15 protein-coding genes are annotated in these 20,178 nt (G+C 72.1%); 8 read left to right on the forward strand and 7 right to left on the reverse strand.

Going from position 1 to position 20,178, the window contains the following annotated elements; translation table 11 throughout:
- Positions 1-21: 21 nt before the first annotated feature.
- Genes ACWCPN_RS02965 through ACWCPN_RS02975 form a run of 3 tightly spaced genes read right to left on the reverse strand, consistent with a single transcriptional unit; the run spans position 22 to position 4,209 of the window.
- Positions 22-1,716, reverse strand: coding sequence for a thiamine pyrophosphate-binding protein (locus ACWCPN_RS02965; RefSeq protein ID WP_451202039.1), 1,695 nt, complete (start codon positions 1,714-1,716; stop codon positions 22-24).
- Between the two features lie 5 nt (positions 1,717-1,721).
- A complete protein-coding gene (gene speB, locus ACWCPN_RS02970; protein ID WP_199210641.1) occupies positions 1,722-2,693 on the reverse strand; it encodes an agmatinase in 972 nt (323 codons plus the stop codon).
- A 55-nt stretch (positions 2,694-2,748) separates the two neighbouring features.
- Positions 2,749-4,209 carry a sodium:solute symporter gene (locus ACWCPN_RS02975; RefSeq protein WP_451202041.1) on the reverse strand — a complete coding sequence of 487 codons (1,461 nt, stop codon included), beginning with the start codon at positions 4,207-4,209 and terminating at the stop codon, positions 2,749-2,751.
- Positions 4,210-4,401: 192 nt separating this feature from the next.
- Between ACWCPN_RS02975 and ACWCPN_RS02980 the strand changes: the two genes are divergently transcribed.
- Together ACWCPN_RS02980 and ACWCPN_RS02985 are read left to right on the forward strand one after the other, a co-directional pair.
- Complete coding sequence (locus ACWCPN_RS02980; RefSeq protein WP_451202043.1) at positions 4,402-6,180, forward strand: helix-turn-helix domain-containing protein; 1,779 nt, start codon at positions 4,402-4,404, stop codon at positions 6,178-6,180.
- Between the two features lie 103 nt (positions 6,181-6,283).
- Positions 6,284-7,072: a phosphatase gene (locus ACWCPN_RS02985; RefSeq protein WP_451202044.1), complete on the forward strand. Its 789-nt coding sequence runs from the start codon at positions 6,284-6,286 to the stop codon at positions 7,070-7,072.
- Between the two features lie 68 nt (positions 7,073-7,140).
- Here ACWCPN_RS02985 and ACWCPN_RS02990 read toward each other — a convergent pair whose 3' ends face one another.
- Positions 7,141-7,509, reverse strand: a complete 369-nt coding sequence (locus ACWCPN_RS02990; RefSeq protein ID WP_451202045.1) for a hypothetical protein — start codon at positions 7,507-7,509, stop codon at positions 7,141-7,143.
- Between the two features lie 778 nt (positions 7,510-8,287).
- Here ACWCPN_RS02990 and ACWCPN_RS02995 point away from each other — a divergent pair.
- Positions 8,288-8,896 (forward strand): ABC transporter ATP-binding protein, encoded by a 609-nt coding sequence (locus ACWCPN_RS02995; RefSeq protein WP_365127059.1) that lies wholly within the window; start codon positions 8,288-8,290, stop codon positions 8,894-8,896.
- Positions 8,893-11,181: an FtsX-like permease family protein gene (locus ACWCPN_RS03000; protein WP_451202047.1), complete on the forward strand. Its 2,289-nt coding sequence runs from the start codon at positions 8,893-8,895 to the stop codon at positions 11,179-11,181. Before ACWCPN_RS02995 ends, ACWCPN_RS03000 begins: the two co-directional genes overlap by 4 nt.
- A gap of 70 nt (positions 11,182-11,251) precedes the next feature.
- On the opposite strand, the gene tesB is transcribed toward ACWCPN_RS03000, so the two are convergent.
- The 3 genes from tesB to ACWCPN_RS03015 all read right to left on the reverse strand — a co-directional run bounded on the left by tesB (position 11,252) and on the right by ACWCPN_RS03015 (position 14,051).
- Positions 11,252-12,118, reverse strand: a complete 867-nt coding sequence (tesB, locus tag ACWCPN_RS03005) for an acyl-CoA thioesterase II (protein ID WP_451202048.1) — start codon at positions 12,116-12,118, stop codon at positions 11,252-11,254.
- Between the two features lie 34 nt (positions 12,119-12,152).
- Positions 12,153-13,310, reverse strand: a complete 1,158-nt coding sequence (locus tag ACWCPN_RS03010; protein ID WP_359544391.1) for an acyl-CoA dehydrogenase family protein — start codon at positions 13,308-13,310, stop codon at positions 12,153-12,155.
- Positions 13,311-13,445: 135 nt separating this feature from the next.
- On the reverse strand, positions 13,446-14,051 hold the full coding sequence (locus ACWCPN_RS03015; RefSeq protein ID WP_451202050.1) for an SACE_7040 family transcriptional regulator: 606 nt from the start codon (positions 14,049-14,051) through the stop codon (positions 13,446-13,448).
- 95 nt (positions 14,052-14,146) lie between these two features.
- On the opposite strand from ACWCPN_RS03015, the gene ACWCPN_RS03020 reads away from it, so the two are divergent.
- Genes ACWCPN_RS03020 through ACWCPN_RS03035 form a run of 4 tightly spaced genes read left to right on the forward strand, consistent with a single transcriptional unit; the run spans position 14,147 to position 19,807 of the window.
- Positions 14,147-15,763 (forward strand): carboxyl transferase domain-containing protein, encoded by a 1,617-nt coding sequence (locus tag ACWCPN_RS03020; RefSeq protein WP_199210647.1) that lies wholly within the window; start codon positions 14,147-14,149, stop codon positions 15,761-15,763.
- Between the two features lie 11 nt (positions 15,764-15,774).
- Positions 15,775-17,703, forward strand: coding sequence for an acetyl/propionyl/methylcrotonyl-CoA carboxylase subunit alpha (locus tag ACWCPN_RS03025; protein ID WP_451202052.1), 1,929 nt, complete (start codon positions 15,775-15,777; stop codon positions 17,701-17,703).
- A complete protein-coding gene (locus ACWCPN_RS03030) occupies positions 17,700-18,641 on the forward strand; it encodes a hydroxymethylglutaryl-CoA lyase (RefSeq protein WP_451202053.1) in 942 nt (313 codons plus the stop codon). Before ACWCPN_RS03025 ends, ACWCPN_RS03030 begins: the two co-directional genes overlap by 4 nt.
- 5 nt (positions 18,642-18,646) lie before the next feature.
- A complete protein-coding gene (locus tag ACWCPN_RS03035; RefSeq protein WP_199210650.1) occupies positions 18,647-19,807 on the forward strand; it encodes an acyl-CoA dehydrogenase family protein in 1,161 nt (386 codons plus the stop codon).
- The last annotated feature ends 371 nt before the right edge of the window (positions 19,808-20,178 follow it).

The raw sequence follows: 20,178 nt of genomic DNA on the forward strand, positions 1-20,178 counted from the left end.
GGACCCCCGGGCCGGCGGCTCTCAGTCGTCGCCGCCCAGGTGCGTGGGCGCGAACATCCGCAGCAGGGCGGGGAGTACGACCACCGACGGGCCCGGTGCCGCCAGCGCCTTCGCCAGGTCCGTCTCCAGGGTTTCCGGGGTCGTCAGGACTCCCGGCACCCCGAAGGACTCCGCCAGCGCCACGTAGTCCGGGCGGGCCAGCTCGGTGGCCGTGGCCTGGCCGAAGGCGTCGTTCATGTACTCGCGGAGGATGCCGTAGCCGCCGTCGTCGACGATCAGCCAGGTGACCGGCAGGTCGTACTGGCGGGCGGTGGCCAGTTCGGCGATCGAGTACAGGGCGCCTCCGTCGCCGGAGACCGCGAGGACCGGGCGGGTGGGGTCGGCCGCCGCCGCGCCCAGGGCCGCCGGGAAGCCGTAGCCGAGCCCGCCGGCTCCCTGGGCGGAGTGCATGGAGTTGGTGCCCCGGGGATCGAAGGCCGACCAGGCCCAGTAGGCCAGGATCGTCATGTCCCAGAAGGACGGGGAGCCGGCGGGCAGCGCGCGGCGGACGGCGGTCAGCACGTCCTGTTCCAGGGTGAGTTCCTGGCCCGCGATGCGGTCCGCGACCTTGGCGAGGAGTTCCCGTACCCGCCGCGGCGCCGACTCGTCGTTACGCTCCTCCACCGTCTCCAGCAGGGCCTGGAGGGCGAGGCGGGCATCCGCGTGGATACCGAGGGCCGGGTGGTTGGACTCCAGTTTGCCGAGGTCGGCCTCGATCTGGACGACCCGGCCGCGCGGCTTGAACGTGTGGTAGTTCGAGGAGAGTTCGCCGAGGCCCGAGCCGACGACCAGGAGGACGTCCGCGTCCTCCAGGAAGTCGGTGGTGTGGCGGTCCTCCAGCCAGGACTGGAGGGAGAGGGGGTGGGTCCAGGGGAAGGCGCCCTTGCCGCCGAAGGTCGTCACCACCGGCGCGTCCAGCTTCTCCGCCAGCGCGAGCAGCTTCCCGGAGGCGTCCGACCGTACGACCCCGCCGCCCGCGATGATCGCCGGGCGGGCCGCGCGGGACAGCAGGTCGGCCGCCACCGCGGTCAGTTCGGGGCGCGGGAGAAGGTCGTCCGGGGTGGCGTCCATCGCCGTCACCACCGGGAGCGGGGTCGGGGAGAGCAGCACGTCCTGCGGGATCTCCACCCACACCGGGCCGTGCGGAGCGGTGAGCGCCGACTTCCACGCCTCGGCGATCGCCGACGGGATCTGGGACTGGGTGCGGACGGTGTGGACCGACTTGACCACGCCCCGGAACGAGGCCGACTGGTCGGGGAGTTCGTGCAGGTAGCCGTGGCGCCCGCCGCCCAGCCCGGCGGTCGGGATCTGGCTGCTGATCGCCAGCACGGGGGCGGAGGCCGCCGCGGCCTCCTGGAGCGCGGCCAGCGAGGTCAGCGCGCCCGGGCCGGTCGAGAGCAGCAGCGGGGCCGCCTCACCGGTGACCCGGCCGTACGCGTCGGCCGCGAAGCCCGCGTTGTTCTCCACCCGCAGGCCGATGTAGCGCAGCGACGAGCGGCGCAGCGCGTCGAACATGCCGAGGGCGTGCTGGCCGGGCAGGCCGAAGACGGTGGTCGCGCCAAGCCCGGCCAGTGTCTCCACGACCAGGTCTCCGCCGGTGCGCCCGGAGGGAGGGTTCAGCGCGGTCGAGATCTGTGCCTCGGTCGGGCGGAGCACCAGGTCGTGGTCGTGAGTCACTTCGCTTACGCGTCCTTCCGGGCCGCCGCGATCTGGCGGCTCATGATGGTGGTCAGTTCGTAGGCCGTGTGGGAGGCCGCCACCGAGGTGATCTCCGCGTGGTCGTACGCGGGGGCGACCTCCACGACGTCCGCCGACACCAGGTTGCAGGACGCCAGCCCGCGCAGGATCTCCAGCAGCTCGCGGGAGGTCATGCCGCCCGCCTCCGGGGTGCCGGTGCCCGGGGCGTGGGCCGGGTCGAGGCAGTCGATGTCGATGGAGATGTACAGCGGGCGGTCGCCGATGCGCTGGCGGAGCTGGTCGGCGACCTCGTCGGCGCCGCGGCGGTAGACGTCCGCCGAGGTGACGATGCCGAAGCCCATCTTCTCGTCGTCGGTGAGGTCCTGCTTGCCGTACAGCGGGCCGCGGGTGCCGACGTGGGAGAGCGCCTCGGTGTCGAGGATGCCCTCCTCCACCGCGCGGCGGAACGGGGTGCCGTGGGTGTACTCGGCGCCGAAGTAGGTGTCCCAGGTGTCGAGGTGGGCGTCGAAGTGGAGCAGGGCCACCGGGCCGTGCTTCTTCGCCACCGAGCGCAGCAGGGGCAGCGCGATGGTGTGGTCGCCGCCGAGGGTCATCAGGCGGGCGCCCGTGCCCAGGAGGTCGTCGGCGGCGGCCTCGATGGTGTCCACGGCCTCGTTGATGTTGAACGGGTTCACGGCGATGTCGCCGCCGTCCGCCACCTGCGCGAGGGCGAAGGGCGAGGCGTCCTGCGCCGGGTTGTAGGGGCGCAGCAGCCGGGACGCCTCGCGGATGGCGTTGCCGCCGAAGCGGGCGCCCGGCCGGTACGAGACGCCGGAGTCGAACGGCACGCCCACCACGGCGACGTCGGCGGTGCCGACCTCGTCGAGGCGGGGCAGCCGGGCGAAGGTGGCGGGACCGGCGTACCGCGGGACGCGGGAGGAGTCGACGGGGCCGCGGGGCGTCTCGTTGCTGCTCATGGTCAAATGCCTTCTTTCTGGCGCTTCATAGCGCTTTCATGCTTTCCGTACGACTCTACTGGTGAGCCGCCACCGGTTCGGACGCGAGTTCGGGCGAGCGGCCGGCGAGACGTTCCCGCCAGGCGGCGAGGACGGCCTCGTCGGTGGGCCTGGTCGCCAGGGAGACGGCGAGGTAGGCGACGAGGGAGGCGAGCAGGCCGTAGTAGACGGGCTCGTTGGCGAGGATGCCGTAGCCCGCCATCAGGCCGATCACGGCGAGGCCGCCGACGGCCACGGAGGCCAGCGCGCCCTGCGCGGTGCCGCGCTTCCACAGCAGGCCGCCGAGGATGGGCACGAGCAGGCCGCCGACGAGCAGGTTGTAGGCGACCGTCAGGGCCTCGACGACGTTGTTCAGCGCGATCGCGGTGCCGATCACCCCGACACCCATGATCAGGATGAAGACCCGGTTGCCCCGGACCTCGTCGTGCTCCTCGCCGGAGGGCCTGACCACGCCCCGCAGCCGCGACCAGATGTCGTTGTTGGCGACGGTGGCGCAGGCGATCAGGGCGCCGGAGGACGTCGACATCACGGCGGCGAGGGCGGCGGCCAGCACCAGGCCGCGCACGCCGACGGGCAGCTCGTCCTTGACGATGGTGGCGAACGCGTCGTCCGGGCTGCCCAGCTTGGGGTAGAGCACCTTGGCCGCCGTGCCGATCACCGCGCCGGCGAGGGCGTAGGCGAGGCAGTAGGTGCCGGCGACCGTGCCGCCCCACTTCGCCGTCCTGTCGCCGCGGGCGGTGAACACGCGCTGCCAGATGTCCTGGCCGATCAGCATGCCGAAGGTGTAGATCAGCACGTAGGTGAAGATCGTCTCGCCGCCGATGCCCAGCGGGTCGAAGTACGAGGTCGGCAGCTTGGCCTTCATCTCGGAGAAGCCGCCCGCCTTGACCACCGCGATGGGCAGGAGCAGCAGGAGCACGCCGATCGTCTTGACCACGAACTGCACCATGTCGGTGAGGGTGATCGACCACATGCCGCCCAGCGTCGAGTACGCGACGACGATCGAGCCGCCGAGGATGATCGCGACGGTGCGGTTCATGTCGAAGAGGACGTCGAAGATGGTGGCGTACGCGATGGTGGACGTCACCGCGAGCATGAGGGTGTAGGCCCACATGACCAGACCGGAGATCACGCCCGCGCGGCCGCCGTATCTGAGGTCCAGCATCTCGGAGACCGTGTAGACCTTCAGACGGGCGATGCGCGCCGAGAAGAAGACGGACAGGGCCAGCAGGCCGAGACCGATGGTGAAGACCATCCACGCGCCGGAGAGGCCGTACTGGTAGCCGAGCCCGACACCGCCGATGGTGGACGCGCCGCCGAGGACGATCGCCGCCATGGTGCCGGAGTACATGGCGGGCCCGAGACGGCGGCCGGCCACCAGGAACTCGCTCTTGGACTTGGCGCGGCGCATGCCCCACCAGCCCATGGCCAGCATGCCGGCGAGATAGACGACGATCACTGTGTAGTCGACGGCCATGTGGGGCCCTCCTTCGCGCACATCCGGTGGCGTGTCGTGCGGGTTGCAATGGGGACGTGACGGCAGCGGATCGCGGGGACATCCGCCCGTACCCGCGGCTGCCGGTCTGACCTGACACTAGGTGGCCGGAAAGCGACTGCGAAGTGTACGTTTCATCCATATGAACGGGGCTGGATGGAGGGAACGCACACCATGCCGGATCCGGTCGCCCCAGCCGTCCCACCGACCCCGCCGATCGCGCTGTCGGCCCTGCTGTCCCGGGAGGACCTCGCCCTGCGCCAGATCGCGGGCCCGTCCGGCCCGTCCCTGGTGATCCACGCGGCGCACACCTCGGAGATGGCCGACCCGTACCCGTATCTGCTGGGCGGCGAGCTGCTGCTGACCGCCGGGGTGCACATCCCGCAGGGGGCGGAGACGGGCACGTACTTCGACGACTACGTCTCCCGGATCGTGGCCGCGGGCGGCGCGGCCCTCGGCTTCGGGCTGGCCCCGGTGCACGACAACGTGCCGCCCGCCCTGATCGCGGCCTGCGAGGCACAGCACCTGCCGCTGCTCGAAGTCCCGCCCCGGACCACCTTCTCGGGCGTGGCCCGCGCGGTCTGGCAGCTCATGGCACAGGCCCGGCTGGCCGAGCTGCGCCGAGTGACCGACGCCCAGCAGAGCCTCGCGGCGGCGGCCTCCCGCCCGGACCCGGTGCCCTCGGTGCTGCGCCAGCTCGCCCAGCGCCTGGGCGGCCACGCGATCCTCTACGGCCCGGACGGCACCGGCGTCGCGGAGGCGGGCCGGACGGTCTCCGGCGAGGTGCGGGAAGCCCTGGCCAAGCTGACCGAGGTGGTCCGGCCCAGCGCTCCGCGGGGCCCGGAGCCGGACCGCGCACCGGAGGGCGACGGCGGAGCCGGGCGGTCCGGGTCCGGCACCGACGGCCCGGGGGCGGGCGGCACCGGATCCGTCCGTACCGGCGCCGGCGGCCCGACGGCCGACGCCGCGGGCGGACCCGCCGACGGCGGGCAGGCCGGCACGGCCCGCCGGGCGGGCGAGCGCTCCGCCGCTCCCCCGCCCGGCGGAACGGCCGCCTCCGCGGGGGCCGTACGCCCCGCCGCCGAGGCCCGGCGGCCCGGTGCCGCCGCGGCCGCCGTACCGGCTCAGGCTCCTTCCCGGCCGGTGCCCTCCTCCGCCGCCGACACCCTCGGCGACACCCACCTCGCCGCCTACGCCCTCGGCGCCGGAGAGGGGTTCGTGCTCGGCGTGGCCGCCGGACAGCGCGGACCCGGGGACCACACCATCGCCTCCGTCGCCGCCGTGCTGCTCTCCCTGCTGACCGGCGAGCACCAGAGCGGGTCCGGCGCGGCCCGGTCGGCCGCGCTCGTGCGGCTGCTGCTCGGCACGCCCCCGGAAGACGTGGCGCCGTTGCTCGGGGACGGCCACTGGATCGTCGTGCACGCCCGGCCGGAGGCCCAGTCACCGGACGCCGTGGCCGCCTCCGCGCTGGGCGCCGCCCTCGGATCGCCGCTGGTGGACGTGGACCGTGACGTCGTACGGGTGCTGGCGCCCGCCGAGCGGGAGCCCGTGCCGCAGCCGGGCTGGACCCTCGGGGTCAGCGCGGCGGCCGGCCCCGGGGAGTGGCCCGCCGCCGACACCCAGGCGGCCCGCGCGCTGGCCCGCGCCCGCGCCACCCGTGTCCCGCTGGTCCGGCACGGTGCCCGGGCGGGCCTCGCGGACCTGGTGCCGCGCGCGGACGCCCGGGCGCACGCCCGCGCCCTGCTCGCGCCGCTCGGCGCCCAGGCCGCGCTCGCCGAGACGCTGCGCACCTGGCTGTCGCTGCACGGCAGTTGGGACCGTACGGCGGTGGCGCTGGACGTGCACCGCAACACCGTGCGGCAGCGGATCGCCCGCTGCGCCGCCCTGTTGGACGCCGACCTGGACGACGCGGACGTGCGCATGGAGCTGTGGTTCGCGCTGCGGCAGGGCTGAGCGGGGCGCGGGGGCCGGATGCCGCGGTGGATCCCAGTGATCCAAGTCCCAGCGTGCGGTATGCCGAGGACGCGCCCGCCCGGCTGCCCTCACAATGGGAGGCATGCCGATACCCGGGACACCCAGCCGCGCCCAGCTCGTCGACCACCTGGTGAGGACCCGTATCGCGGGGGACGTCGCCACGCCCCGCGAGAACAACCTCTCCCACTACCGCAGGCTGGCCAACGGCGAGCGCAACTTCTGGCTGGGGCTCGAGCTGGGCGACCGCTGGGCCGACGAGCAGGACGTGCTCGCGGTGATGGCCGAGCGGGTGGGCGTCAACGACGACCCCGAGTACCGGTACGGGCAGGACACCATCGACCCCGAGCTGACCGTGGACGCGCTGGACCGGCTCGCCGCCCGGCTGCGCAAGGCGGCCGAGGGACGGCAGCGGGTGCTGTTCGCCACCGGTCACCCGGGCGGCCTGCTGGACGTGCACCGGGCCACGGCCGCGGCGCTGCGCGCGGCAGGCTGCGAGATCGTGGTCATCCCGGACGGGCTGCAGACGGACGAGGGTTACGTCATGCAGTTCGCGGACGTGGCCGTCCTGGAGCACGGCGCCTCGCTGTGGCACACGCACTCCGGCGAGCCGATGCGGGCCGTTCTGAACGGGCTTGAGCGCGAGGGACGCCCGCTGCCGGACCTGGTGGTCGCCGACCACGGCTGGGCCGGGTACGCCGGACAGCACGGCGTCGACTCCGCCGGGTACGCCGACTGCAACGATCCCGCACTGTTTCTGGCCGAGTCCGAGGGCACCGTGCAGGTGGTGGTCCCGCTCGACGACCACGTCGTCAGCCCGCGCCACTACGACCCCATGACGGCGTATCTGCTGGCGGCGGCGGGCATCGACTGACCCTGGGCAAGGCGGATGTGCGGCTCCGTGCCCGGGGCCGCACATCCTTGTCTCAGGTGGTGGTCGGCTCAGCGCCCTCCGTGGCCGCCATGACCTCCGTGGCCGCCATGACCTCCGTAGCCGCCATTGCCGCCGTGGCCACCGTAGCCACCATGGTCGCCGTAGCCACCGTGGTCGCCGTGACCATAGCCGCCGTGGTCACCGTGGTCGCCGTAGCCGCCATAGCCGCCGTAGTCGCCGTAGTCGTCGTCCCACCACCAGTTGCCGTGGTGGTTGTAGTGGTCGTTGCCTCCCCAGTCCCGGCTGTGGCTGTAGGAACCGTGGTTGCCGTTGTCGGAGGCCGAGGCGGTACCCGCCGTGCCGACCGCTGCCCCGCCGGCCAGCAGCAGGCCTGTGGCGGAGATGGCGACAAGGCGCCTCGCGCGCTGTGCTCGCATGGGAAATACCCTTCCATCCCTGGGTGGATGGCCGCCGCCGCGAATCAAGAGGGAGAGCGGGGCGGTCGGAGAGTGCACCGCAGCATCTGATGTGGCACGACGTGCGTCACCTTGCCGGCGCCTGTGGCCCGTACGCGATCGCGTCCTGGGGTGCCGCGGCTGAGGTCCGGGCTCATCCGATACCTCGCCGGCCGGGCATGTCGTGCACTGCGGCTTTCACTCCAGAGCCTAGTCCCCCATGCGTCACACGTCATTTTGAGCAGGCAACTATTTTCCGCAACTTCGAAAAAACCTCGGAAGATCATATTCCGCTCAGCGGCAGGCAAGGTGACGGCAAAGTATGCCCGGAACTACAGCCCCAAACACCGCCATACCTCACCCAAATTCGAGCTGACCCGACGGCGCCTGCGGCTACGTTCTACGAGTTCCTGGCCTGACCACCAGGAATCACACAACTGAAACGGGAGAACACATGCGGAAACCGGCAGCCCTGTTCGCCACGGGGGCAGAAACCGCGTTTCGCCGCCTCTTGGCACACGATTCCGACGCTGAAAACGGGCGGAGCGAAGTTGAGACCGTCCCCCTGGACAACTCGTTCCACCCGGACAACTGCTCCGTGACCAAGCACTACAAGCGGCCGTAGCGGTACACCGGCGAGTCCCGGGCCCAGGTGCGAGCCTGGGTTCTTCCACTTCTGGGGGAAGTCATCACCACGTCACACATTCTCTCCGCCTCGGGCGTCGAGCTCTCCTACGGCAGTCACCTCGCCGTCCGCGGCGTGGATCTCTCGATCGCGCGAGGCGAGGTCGCGGCCGTCACGGGGCAGAGCGGCTCGGGCAAGTCCTCGCTGCTGTACTGCCTGGCCGGGGTGCTGCCGCCCGCGCGCGGGCAGGTGCGCTTCGACGGGACGGTGCTCGGAGCCCTCGACGACGAGGAGATGAGTTCGCTGCGCCGCGAGCGCTTCGGCTTCGTCTTCCAGTACGGCGAGCTGCTGCCCGAGCTGACCGTCGAGGAGAACACGGCACTGCCGCTGCGCCTGGCAGGGAAGCGCAAGAAGGCCGCCCTGGCGGAAGCCGGCCGGGTGCTGGAACGGCTCGGGCTCGGAGAGTTGCGCGAGCGGCGGCCCGCACAGGTGTCGGGCGGTCAGAGTCAGCGCGTCGCGGTGGCCCGTGCCCTGGTGCACCGCCCGGCGGTGGTCTTCGCCGACGAACCCACCGGGTCGCTGGACAGCGCCAACGCCGACGCCGTTCTGCGGGAGTTCCTCGACCTGGCGCGCTCCCAGGGCACCGCCGTGGTGCTGGTGACGCACGATCCAGCCGTCGCCGCACGGGCCGACAGCCACTACACCATGGCCGACGGCGTGCTCTCCCCGCGAGGTGCCGCGTGAGGGAGTTCCTGCTCGGACTGCGGCTGCTGTTCGGCGCCGGACGGGGCAACCGCCTGCGCTTCTTCCTCGTGGCGGTGGGCAGTTCCCTCGGAGTGTGCTGTCTCGCCCTGGTGCTGACGATCCCCGCCGTCCTGGACGCGCACGACGGACGGGCTGCGGCCCGTGAGCCGCAGACGACGTCCGTGGGAAAGGCAGCGGCGGGCTCGGCGCTCGTCCTGGAGCGCCGCGATCCGCACGGCTCCAGGCCGTTCACCCGGGTGTTCGTCGCCCGCGGCGGCGCGTACCAGCAGCCGCCGCCCGGCCTCGACGCGCTCCCGGCCCCCGGCGAGCTGTACCTCTCCCCCCGCCTGCACGACCTGCTGCACTCCGAACCCGGCATCAAGGGGCTGCTGCCGGGCCGGGAGAAGGGCCTGATCGGCGCCCCCGGTCTCGCGGACCCTGACGAGCTGTACGCATATGTCGGCACCACCCGCGCGAAGATCGCGCACGACGCGGACACCGGGGCGCTGCAGTCCTTCGGCTACTCCTACGCCCCGGTCTCGGTCGTCGAGCCCTCCACGCTCACCAACCTGCGCTTCGCCCTCGCCACTCTGGTCCTGCTTCCGCTCACTGTCTTCCTCTCGGTGTGCGCCCGGCTCTCCGCCGCCAGCCGCACCCGGCGCCTGGCGTCGCTGCGGCTGCTGGGCCTGAGCACCAAGGGCACCCAGCGCGTCAACGCCGCCGAGACGGTGGCCGCCGCGCTGCTCGGCGTTCTGCTCGGGCTCGGCGAGTACTGGCTCCTCAACCAGGTCATGTCCCGCTCCGGTCTGCCCGCGCTGCGCTGGTACCCGGCCGACGGCGCCCTGTCCTGGACCACCGTGGTGGTCTGCCTGCTCGGCTGCCCGGCCCTCGCCTGGTTCGTGGGCCGGGCGAGCGCGCGCAGCGCCGCCGCCAACCCGCTGGCGGTGCGCCGCACGGCCGTGCCGAAGCCTCCCTCGAAGTGGGGCGGCCTGTTGCTGGTCACCGGGCTCGGCATCGTCACGGGCTTCTGCGCGACCGGCCTCACCGACCATCCCGCCACGAGCAACGGTGTCTTCGGCCTCCTCCTGGTGGGCGGAGTGCTGCTGACCGGGATGGGGCTCGTACTGGCCCTGCCCTGGCTGTCGTACCTCCTCGCCCGCAAGGTGGCCGGCACCACCCAGTCCCTGACGCTCAGTCTGGCCATGCGCCGCAACGAGGTCGAGCCCGGCAGCACCATGCGGGTCGTGACCGGCCTGGTGCTGCTGGTGTTCGCGGCCTCGCTGGCACAGGGCGTGCTGATCGAATTCGAGCAGGTCAGCAGGCCGAGCAATCCCGTACAGGACTACTCCGTGCCGCTCGCGGGCCTGTCCGAGGGGCAGCAGGAGCGGCTCACCGAGGTGCCGGGGGTGCGGGCGCACGCCCTGACGATGGTGTCCTGGAGCAAGCCGACGGACTCCGGCATTCCGCCGCAGGCCACCGCGCTGATCGCCACCTGCACCCAACTGACGCGGCTGGTGCGGAGCGTCGAGGGCTGCCGGGAGGGACGGGTCATGCGGCTCGTGAATCCGAACAGCTCCCCCGATCCGGACATCCGGCCCGGCGCCTCCTTCCCCTTCCGGCTGCGTGAGGGGCAGCGGCACCTCACGCTGTCCCTCACGGTCCCGTCCGCCGCCGCCGTCGTGCGCCCGTACGACCCCTCCGCGGTCGGCGACGCGTCTGTGATCGTGCCGCCCTCCACCCTGCCCACGGGGGCCCGCCCGGCGTCCGCGCAGCTCGTGCTCAACAGCGACTCCGACCCGAACGTCGTCCGCGCCGTCCTGGACGGCATCGGAACAGCCGCGCCCACCGTCTCCGTAGAACCGGTCGGCGTCAACGTCGACAGCCTGCAGCAGATCGCGGTCATCGAGACGCTGCTGGTGCTCGGCATGGTCATGGGGCTGGTGATCGGTGTCGCCGCCTTCCTGGTCTCCGTCACCGACCGGGCCGTCGAGCGCCGGGCGCAGGTCACCGCCATCACGCTGATCGGGGCGAGGAGCCGCACGCTGCGCGCGGTGCAGAGCGTCCAGGTCGTGCTGCCGCTCGCCATCGGCCTCGCGCTCGCGCTGGTCACCGGCAAGCTCGCCGAGTCCAGCTACCTGATCACCGGAGGCGGCGAGGTCTTCTGGGACTTCGCCGGGATCCCCGTGCTGGTGTGCGCGGCGCTGGGCGTGGTCGTCGTCGCGACGCTGGGCACGCTGCCGCTGGTGGGGCGGCGCGTCGACCCCGAGCTCATCCGCAGGGACTGACCGGCGCGGCGAGGCCCGCCCGCGCCCGCCCGGTGCGGGGGCACGAGCGGGCCTCGCCGGCGGGACGGGGTCAGCGGGGGACGCGGACCACGCCCTCCTGGATGACCGAGATGGCCAGCCGTCCGTCCTGGGTGTAGATGCGGGCCTGGCCCAGGCCCCGGCCGCCGTGCGCGGACGGCGACTCCTGGTCGTACAGCAGCCACTCGTCGGCGCGGAACGGCCGGTGGAACCACATCGCGTGGTCCAGCGACGCCCCGACGACGTCCCCGACGGCCCAGCCGCCGCGACCGTGCGCGAGCAGCACGGAGTCGAGGAGGGTCATGTCGGAGACGTAGGTGGCGAGCACGACGTGGAGCAACGGGTCGTCGTCCAGCTTGCCGTTGGTGCGGAACCACACCTGGGAGTGCGGCTCGCGCGGCTCGCCGAACCTGCCGTACGGCGGCTCGTCCACGTAGCGCAGGTCGATCGCCTCGCGGGCCTCCAGGAAGCGCTCCACGACCTCGGGCGCGAGATGGCCGTAACCGCGCATCCGCGTCTGGGAGGTGGGCAGCGCCGCCGGGTCGGGCGCGGCCGGCATGGCGGCCTGGTGGTCGAGCCCCTCCTCGTACGTCTGGAAGGACGCCGAGAGATGGAAGATCGGCTTGCCGTGCTGCACGGCGACCACGCGGCGGGTGGTGAAGGACCGGCCGTCGCGGATGCGGTCGACGCTGTAGACGATCGGCGCGCCGGGGTCGCCCGGCCGCAGGAAGTACGCGTGCAGGGAGTGGGCCGCCCGGTCCCCGGGGACCGTACGCCCGGCGGCGACCAGCGCCTGCGCCGCGACCTGCCCGCCGAAGACGCGGGGTACGACGGCGGAGCGGGACCGGCCGCGGAAGATGTCCTCCTCGATCTGCTCGAGGTCGAGCAGATCGAGGAGGTCCTGAAGTGCCTGGCTCATGAGGTGGTTGTACCCGCCAGTGATTGCGGGGACCTTACAGACCCATGTCCTTGGCGATGATCGTCTTCATGATCTCGCTGGTGCCACCGTAGATGCGGTTGACGCGGTTGTCCGCGTACAGGCGGGCGATCGGGTACTCGTTCATGTAGCCGTAGCCGCCGTGCAGCTGGAGGCAGCGGTCGATGACGCGGTGCGCGACCTCGGTGCAGAAGAGCTTGGCGGAGGCGGCCTCGGCGGGGGTCAGCTCACCGGCGTCCAGGGCCTCGGTCGCGCGGTCGGCGACGGCCTCGGCGGCGTCCACCTCGGCCTGGCAGGCGGCCAGCTCGAACTTGGTGTTCTGGAAGTGGGCGACCGGCTTGCCGAAGACGGTGCGCTCCTGCACGTACTGCTTGGCGAACCGGACCGCGGCCTTGGCCTGGGCGTAGGCGCCGAAGGCGATGCCCCAGCGCTCGGAGGCCAGGTTGTGGCCGAGGTAGTAGAAGCCCTTGTTCTCCTCGCCGAGCAGGTCCTCGACCGGCACCTTGACGTCGACGAAGGCGAGTTCGGCGGTGTCGGAGGTGCGCAGGCCGAGCTTGTCCAGCTTGCGGCCGATGGAGTAGCCCTCGGACTTGGTGTCCACGGCGAACAGGGAGATGCCGTGGCGGCGGTCCTCGGCGGTCGGCGCGGCCGTACGGGCGCAGACGATGACCTTGTCGGCGTGCACACCGCCGGTGATGAAGGTCTTGGCGCCGTTGAGGACGTAGTGCGTGCCGTCCTCGGAGAGCTTGGCGGTGGACTTCATGCCCGCGAGGTCGGAGCCGGTGCCCGGCTCGGTCATCGCGATGGCCCACATCTCCTCGCCGGAGACGAACTTCGGCAGGTAGCGCTTCTTCTGCTCGTCCGTGGCCAGCATCTTGATGTACGGCAGGGCGAGCAGCACGTGCACGCCGGAGCCGCCGAACTGCACACCGGCGCGGGCGGTCTCCTCGTAGAGGACGGCCTCGAACTTGTGGCTGTCCAGACCGGCGCCGCCGAACTCCTCGGGCACGTTGATCCCGAAGATGCCCAGCTCGCCGAGCTTGTGGTAGAAGTCGCGCGGCGCCTGGCCGGCGGCGAACCACTCGTCGTAGACGGGGACGACCTCGGCCTCGATGAAGGCGCGAAGGGTCTCCCGGAACGCCTCATGATCCTCGTTGAACACCGTACGGCGCACGCCGCCACCTCCACGTACCTCGGCATGACATTCGGGCATGTCTAAGCGCTTGCTCAGAGCCCAAGATACTGGCGGGTACGTTCAGTCGTCCAGGGTGACCTTGACCACCCGGCGGCCGGGAGCGGCCTCCGCGGCTCAGTCCTCGGCCGTCCCGGCCGCTCCGAAGGCCCCCCGGGCCATCCGGTGCAGCAGGGCCGCCATGGCGGCCCGGCCCGGCAGGGTGCCGGCGCGGCCGAGGTGCGGGGTGGAGTTGAGCAGGCCGAAGACCGAGTGGACCGCCGAGCGGGCGCTGGGCTCGGTCAGTGCGGGGTAGACCTCCCGCACCACCTCCACCCACAGCTCCACGTACTGCCGCTGGAGCTGCCGCACCAGCTTGCGGTCGCTGTCGCGCAACCGGTCCAGCTCGCGGTCGTGGAGGGTGATCAGGGGGCGGTCGTCGAGGGCGAAGTCGATGTGGCCCTCGATGAGCGAGTCCAGGACCGCCGGGGCCCCCGTCCCCCCGTCCGCCTCGGCCAGCCGGAGCCTGGCCCCCGTCAGCAGCCGGCCGCTGATGCCGACCAGCAGCTCCGCGAGCATCGCGTCCTTGCCGGGGAAGTGGCGGTACAGGCCGGGGCCGCTGATGCCGACCGCGGCGCCTATCTCGTCCACCCCGACGCCGTGGAAGCCGCGCTCGGCGAAGAGCCGGGCAGCCTCCTTGAGGATCTGCTCGCGACGGGTGGGGGCGTCGGTTCTGGTGACCATGCCACCAATTCTAGACAGCGAGGTTAGCGGTCGTTAACCTGAAGGAAATGGTTAACGCTCATTAACAGTCACCACTGGGTGAGGGGACCGCAAGGATGCAAGAGGCACCGGAGCTTCACAGCGCGGCAGATCCCGCGTCGGAGGCCTGGCGGGCCAACGAACAGGCTCATCTCGCGCTCGTCGGGGAACTGCGCGGCAGGCTGGCCGCCGCCGCTCTCGGCGGGGGCGAGAAGGCGCGGGCCCGGCACACCGCGCGCGGCAAGCTGCTGCCGCGGGACCGGGTGGACACGCTGCTCGACGCGGGATCGCCCTTCCTGGAGCTGGCTCCCCTCGCGGCCGACGGGATGTACGACGGGCAGGCACCGGCCGCCGGCGTGATCGCCGGTATCGGCCGGGTCAGCGGGCGCGAGTGCGTGATCGTCGCGAACGACGCCACCGTCAAGGGCGGCACGTACTACCCGATGACGGTGAAGAAGCACCTGCGCGCGCAGGAGGTGGCCCTCGACAACCGGCTGCCGTGCGTCTACCTCGTCGACTCCGGCGGGGCGTTCCTGCCGATGCAGGACGAGGTCTTCCCGGACCGCGAGCACTTCGGGCGGATCTTCTACAACCAGGCGCGGATGTCCGGCGCCGGCATCCCGCAGATCGCGGCCGTCCTCGGTTCGTGCACGGCCGGCGGGGCCTACGTCCCGGCGATGAGCGACGAGGCCGTCATCGTCCGCAACCAGGGCACGATCTTCCTGGGCGGCCCGCCGCTGGTGAAGGCGGCCACCGGCGAGGTCGTGACCGCCGAGGAGCTCGGCGGCGGCGAGGTGCACTCCCGGACCTCCGGCGTCACCGACCACCTCGCCGAGGACGACGCGCACGCCCTGCGGATCGTGCGGAACATCGTCGCCACGCTGCCCGCGCGGCGGTCCCTCCCCTGGGAGGTCACCCCGGCCGTGGAGCCCAAGGTGGACCCGGCCGGGCTGTACGGCGCCGTGCCCGTGGACTCCCGCACCCCCTACGACGTGCGGGAGATCATCGCGCGCGTGGCCGACGGCTCGCGGTTCGCCGAGTTCAAGGCCGAGTTCGGGCAGACCCTCGTCACCGGCTTCGCCCGGATCCACGGCCACCCGGTCGGGATCGTCGCCAACAACGGCATCCTGTTCTCGGAGTCCGCCCAGAAGGGCGCCCACTTCATCGAGCTGTGCGACCAGCGCGGCATCCCGCTGGTGTTCCTGCAGAACATCTCCGGCTTCATGGTCGGCCGGGACTACGAGGCGGGTGGCATCGCCAAGCACGGCGCCAAGATGGTCACGGCGGTGGCCTGCACGCGCGTGCCGAAGCTGACCGTCGTCGTCGGCGGTTCGTACGGCGCCGGCAACTACTCGATGTGCGGCCGGGCCTACTCCCCCCGCTTCCTGTGGATGTGGCCCAACGCCAAGATCTCCGTCATGGGTGGCGAGCAGGCCGCCTCCGTGCTCGCCACGGTCAAGCGGGACCAGATGCAGGCGCGCGGCGAGGACTGGGCCGTCGACGACGAAGAGGCCTTCAAGGCCCCCATCCGCGCCCAGTACGAGAGCCAGGGCAACGCCTACTACGCCACCGCCCGCCTGTGGGACGACGGCGTGATCGACCCGATGGAGACCCGTCAGGTGCTGGGACTCGCCCTGACGGCCTGTGCCAACGCGCCACTGGGAGACCCCCAGTTCGGCGTCTTCCGGATGTGAGGAGGGGAACCGTGTTCGACACAGTGCTGGTGGCCAACCGGGGCGAGATCGCCGTACGCGTCATCCGTACGCTGCGCTCGCTGGGCGTCCGCTCGGTGGCGGTCTTCTCCGACGCCGACGCCGACGCGCGGCACGTCCGGGAGGCCGACACGGCGGTACGGATCGGTCCGGCGCCCGCCGCCGAGAGCTATCTGTCGGTGGAGCGGCTGCTGGAGGCCGCCGCCCGCACCGGCGCCCAGGCCGTGCACCCCGGCTACGGCTTCCTGGCCGAGAACGCCGGCTTCGCGCGTGCCTGCGAGGAGGCGGGACTGGTCTTCATCGGCCCGCCCGCGGACGCGATCGCGCTCATGGGCGACAAGATCCGCGCCAAGGAGACGGTGAAGGCGGCCGGGGTCCCGGTCGTGCCGGGCTCCAGCGGCAGCGGCCTCACGGACGCCGAACTGGCCGACGCCGCCCGCGGGATCGGGACGCCCGTGCTGCTCAAGCCCTCGGCGGGCGGCGGCGGCAAGGGCATGCGGCTGGTGCGGGACATCGCCGTTGTTGAGGAGGAGATCGCGGCCGCCCGCCGTGAGGCCCGTGCCTCCTTCGGCGACGACACCCTGCTGGTGGAGCGGTGGGTCGGCCGCCCCCGGCACATCGAGATCCAGGTGCTGGCCGACGGGCACGGCAACGTCGTCCACCTCGGCGAGCGCGAGTGCTCGCTGCAGCGGCGGCACCAGAAGATCATCGAGGAGGCGCCGAGCGTGCTCCTCGACGAGGCCACCCGGGCCGCGATGGGCGAGGCCGCCGTGCAGGCGGCCCGCAGCTGCGGCTACCGGGGCGCGGGCACGGTGGAGTTCATCGTGCCGGGCGGCGACCCCTCGTCGTACTACTTCATGGAGATGAACACCCGTCTCCAGGTGGAGCACCCGGTCACGGAGCTCATCACCGGGCTGGACCTGGTGGAGTGGCAGCTGCGGGTGGCGGCCGGGGAACGGCTCGGCTTCGCGCAGGAGGACGTCCGGCTGACCGGGCACGCGGTGGAGGCCCGTATCTGCGCGGAGGACCCGGCGCGCGGCTTCCTGCCCTCCTGCGGCACGGTGCGGCTGCTGAACGAGCCCCAGGGCGACGGCGTGCGCACCGACTCGGGGCTCAGCGAGGGCACCGAGGTGGGCAGCCTCTACGACCCGATGCTCTCCAAGGTGATCGCCTACGGCCCCGACCGGGAGACGGCGCTGCGCAGGCTCCGCTCCGCTCTCGCCGAGACGGTCACGCTGGGCGTGCAGACCAACGCGGGCTTCCTGCGGCGGCTGCTGGCGCACCCGGCGGTGGTGGCCGGCGAGCTGGACACCGGGCTGGTGGAGCGGGTGGTCGACGAGCTGGTCACCACGGACGTGCCGGAGGAGGTGTACGAGGCGGCGGCGGCCGTACGGCTGGAGGCGCTGCGGCCGGCCGGCGACGGCTGGGTCGACCCCTTCTCGGTGCCGAACGGCTGGCGGCTGGGCGGCACGCCCAAGGGACCCGTCGTCCACCTGCGGACGCAGGAGGCGGTCGCGTACACCCCGCGCGGCACGCACACCGTCACCGGCGACCGGGTGTCCGTCACCCTCGACGGCGTCCGGCACACCTTCCGCCGGGCCGGTGACTGGATCGGCCGCGACGGCGACGCCTGGCAGGTGCGCGACCACGACCCGGTGGAGGCCGCCCTGACCCGGTCGGCGCACGCGGGCGCCGACTCGCTCACCGCGCCCATGCCGGGCACGGTGACGGTGGTGAAGGTCGCCGTCGGCGACGAGGTCGCGGCCGGGCAGAGCCTGCTGGTGGTCGAGGCCATGAAGATGGAGCACGTCGTCTCCGCCCCGCACGCCGGCACGGTCGCCGAGCTGGACGTGACCCCGGGCTCGACGGTCGCCATGGACCAGGTCCTGGCCGTCATCACGCCCAAGGAGGACGCGGAGTGAGCGCCGAGGGACTGCCCATGGTCGTACCGGCCCAGGATCTTCCCGCGCGGGTGCGGATCCACGAGGTCGGGGCGCGCGACGGGCTGCAGAACGAGAAGACGTCCGTGCCGACGGCGGTGAAGGCGGAGTTCGTCCGCCGCCTGGCCGGCGCGGGACTGACGACGATCGAGGCGACCAGCTTCGTCCACCCCAAGTGGGTGCCTCAGCTCGCCGACGCCGAGCAGTTGTTCCCGCTCGTCTCGGACCTCGACGTCGAACTCCCGGTGCTGGTGCCGAACCAGCGCGGCCTGGAACGGGCGTTGGCGCTCGGCGCCCGGCGGATCGCGGTGTTCGCCAGCGCCACGGAGTCCTTCGCGAAGGCCAACCTCAACCGCACCGTGGACGAGTCGCTGGCCGTGTTCGAACCAGTGGTGCGGCAGGCGAAGGACGCGGGCGCGCAGGTGCGCGGCTACGTGTCGATGTGCTTCGGCGACCCCTGGGAGGGTGCCGTCCCGCTCCACCAGGTGGCCCGGGTCTGCACGGCGCTGCGCGACATGGGCTGCGACGAGCTGAGCCTCGGCGACACCATCGGCGTCGCCACTCCGGGCCACGTCCTTGAGCTGCTCGCCCTGCTGAACGAGGAGGGCGTGCCGACGAACGAGATCGGCGTGCACTTCCACGACACCTACGGCCAGGCGCTCGCGAACACCTACGCGGCCCTGGAGCACGGCGTGACGACGGTCGACGCGTCCGCCGGAGGCCTCGGCGGCTGCCCGTACGCGAAGTCCGCGACCGGCAACCTCGCCACCGAAGACCTCGTATGGATGCTGCACGGCCTCGGCATCGAGACCGGGGTCGACCTCGGCCGTCTGACCGCCACCAGCGTGTGGATGGCCGAACAACTGGGCCGGCCCAGCCCGTCCCGTACCGTCCGCGCTCTCTCCCACAAGGACCAGTGATCAGCATGGACCACCGTCTCAGCCCCGAGCTCGAGGAACTCCGCCGTACGGTGGAGGAGTTCGCGCACGACGTGGTGGCGCCGAAGATCGGCGACTTCTACGAGCGGCACGAGTTCCCGTACGAGATCGTCCGTGAGATGGGCCGCATGGGCCTGTTCGGGCTGCCGTTCCCGGAGGAGCACGGCGGCATGGGCGGCGACTACCTGGCGCTCGGCATCGCCCTGGAGGAGCTGGCCCGGGTCGACTCGTCGGTCGCCATCACGCTGGAGGCGGGCGTCTCGCTGGGCGCCATGCCGATCCACCTCTTCGGCACCGAGGAGCAGAAGCGCGAGTGGCTGCCCCGGCTCTGCTCCGGCGAGATCCTGGGCGCCTTCGGCCTCACCGAGCCGGACGGCGGCAGCGACGCCGGCGCCACCCGCACCACGGCCCGCCTGGACCCGGACACGAACGAGTGGGTGATCAACGGCACGAAGTGCTTCATCACCAACTCGGGCACGGACATCACCGGTCTGGTGACGGTCACGGCGGTCACCGGCCGCAAGCCGGACGGCAAGCCGCTGATCTCGGCCATCATCGTCCCGTCCGGCACCCCCGGCTTCACGGTCGCCGCGCCCTACTCCAAGGTCGGCTGGAACGCCTCCGACACCCGTGAGCTGTCCTTCCAGGACGTCCGGGTGCCCGCCGCCAACCTGCTCGGCGAGGAGGGCCGGGGCTACGCGCAGTTCCTGCGCATCCTCGACGAGGGCCGTATCGCCATCGCGGCGCTCGCGACCGGGCTGGCCCAGGGCTGTGTGGACGAGTCGGTGAAGTACGCGAAGGAACGCCACGCCTTCGGCCGGCCGATCGGCGCCAACCAGGCCATCCAGTTCAAGATCGCCGACATGGAGATGAAGGCCCACACCGCCCGTCTGGCCTGGCGGGACGCCGCCTACCGGCTGGTGGCCGGCGAGCCCTTCAAGAAGGAGGCGGCGATGGCCAAGCTGTACTCCTCCACCGTCGCCGTGGACAACGCCCGCGACGCCACGCAGGTGCACGGCGGGTACGGCTTCATGAACGAGTACCCGGTGGCCCGGATGTGGCGCGACTCCAAGATCCTGGAGATCGGCGAGGGCACGAGCGAGGTGCAGCGGATGCTGGTGGCCCGCGAGCTGGGCCTGATCGGCTGAGGCGTCTCCCACCGCTGAGGAACGCGGGGCACCGGCGAGCGGTTTCGCCGGCGCCCCGCGTTCGCCGTTTCCGCACTTGACGCCACCTCAAAGGCCCTTGATTGCCCGCAACTTGACGATCATGTTAGATTCCGTTCCCATTCCGGACCTTTGCCCATGACCGCTCGGCTGACCACCGGGGAGACGCGGGACCGGAAAGGGAGAACGGGGAGCGATTCGTCGTGCGCGGCATTCCGTTGACGTGACGCGTGCATTCGGTGCGCCACGCGCCGCACCGACGGTCACCACGCCTTCATCCCGGCCGTACGGTTTCGCACCGGCCGCCCGGATGTTTCGACGTGCCCGCATTCCCGCTGCCCGCAGGAGAAACC

The sequence above is a fragment of the Streptomyces sp. NPDC002386 genome (assembly GCF_053593175.1).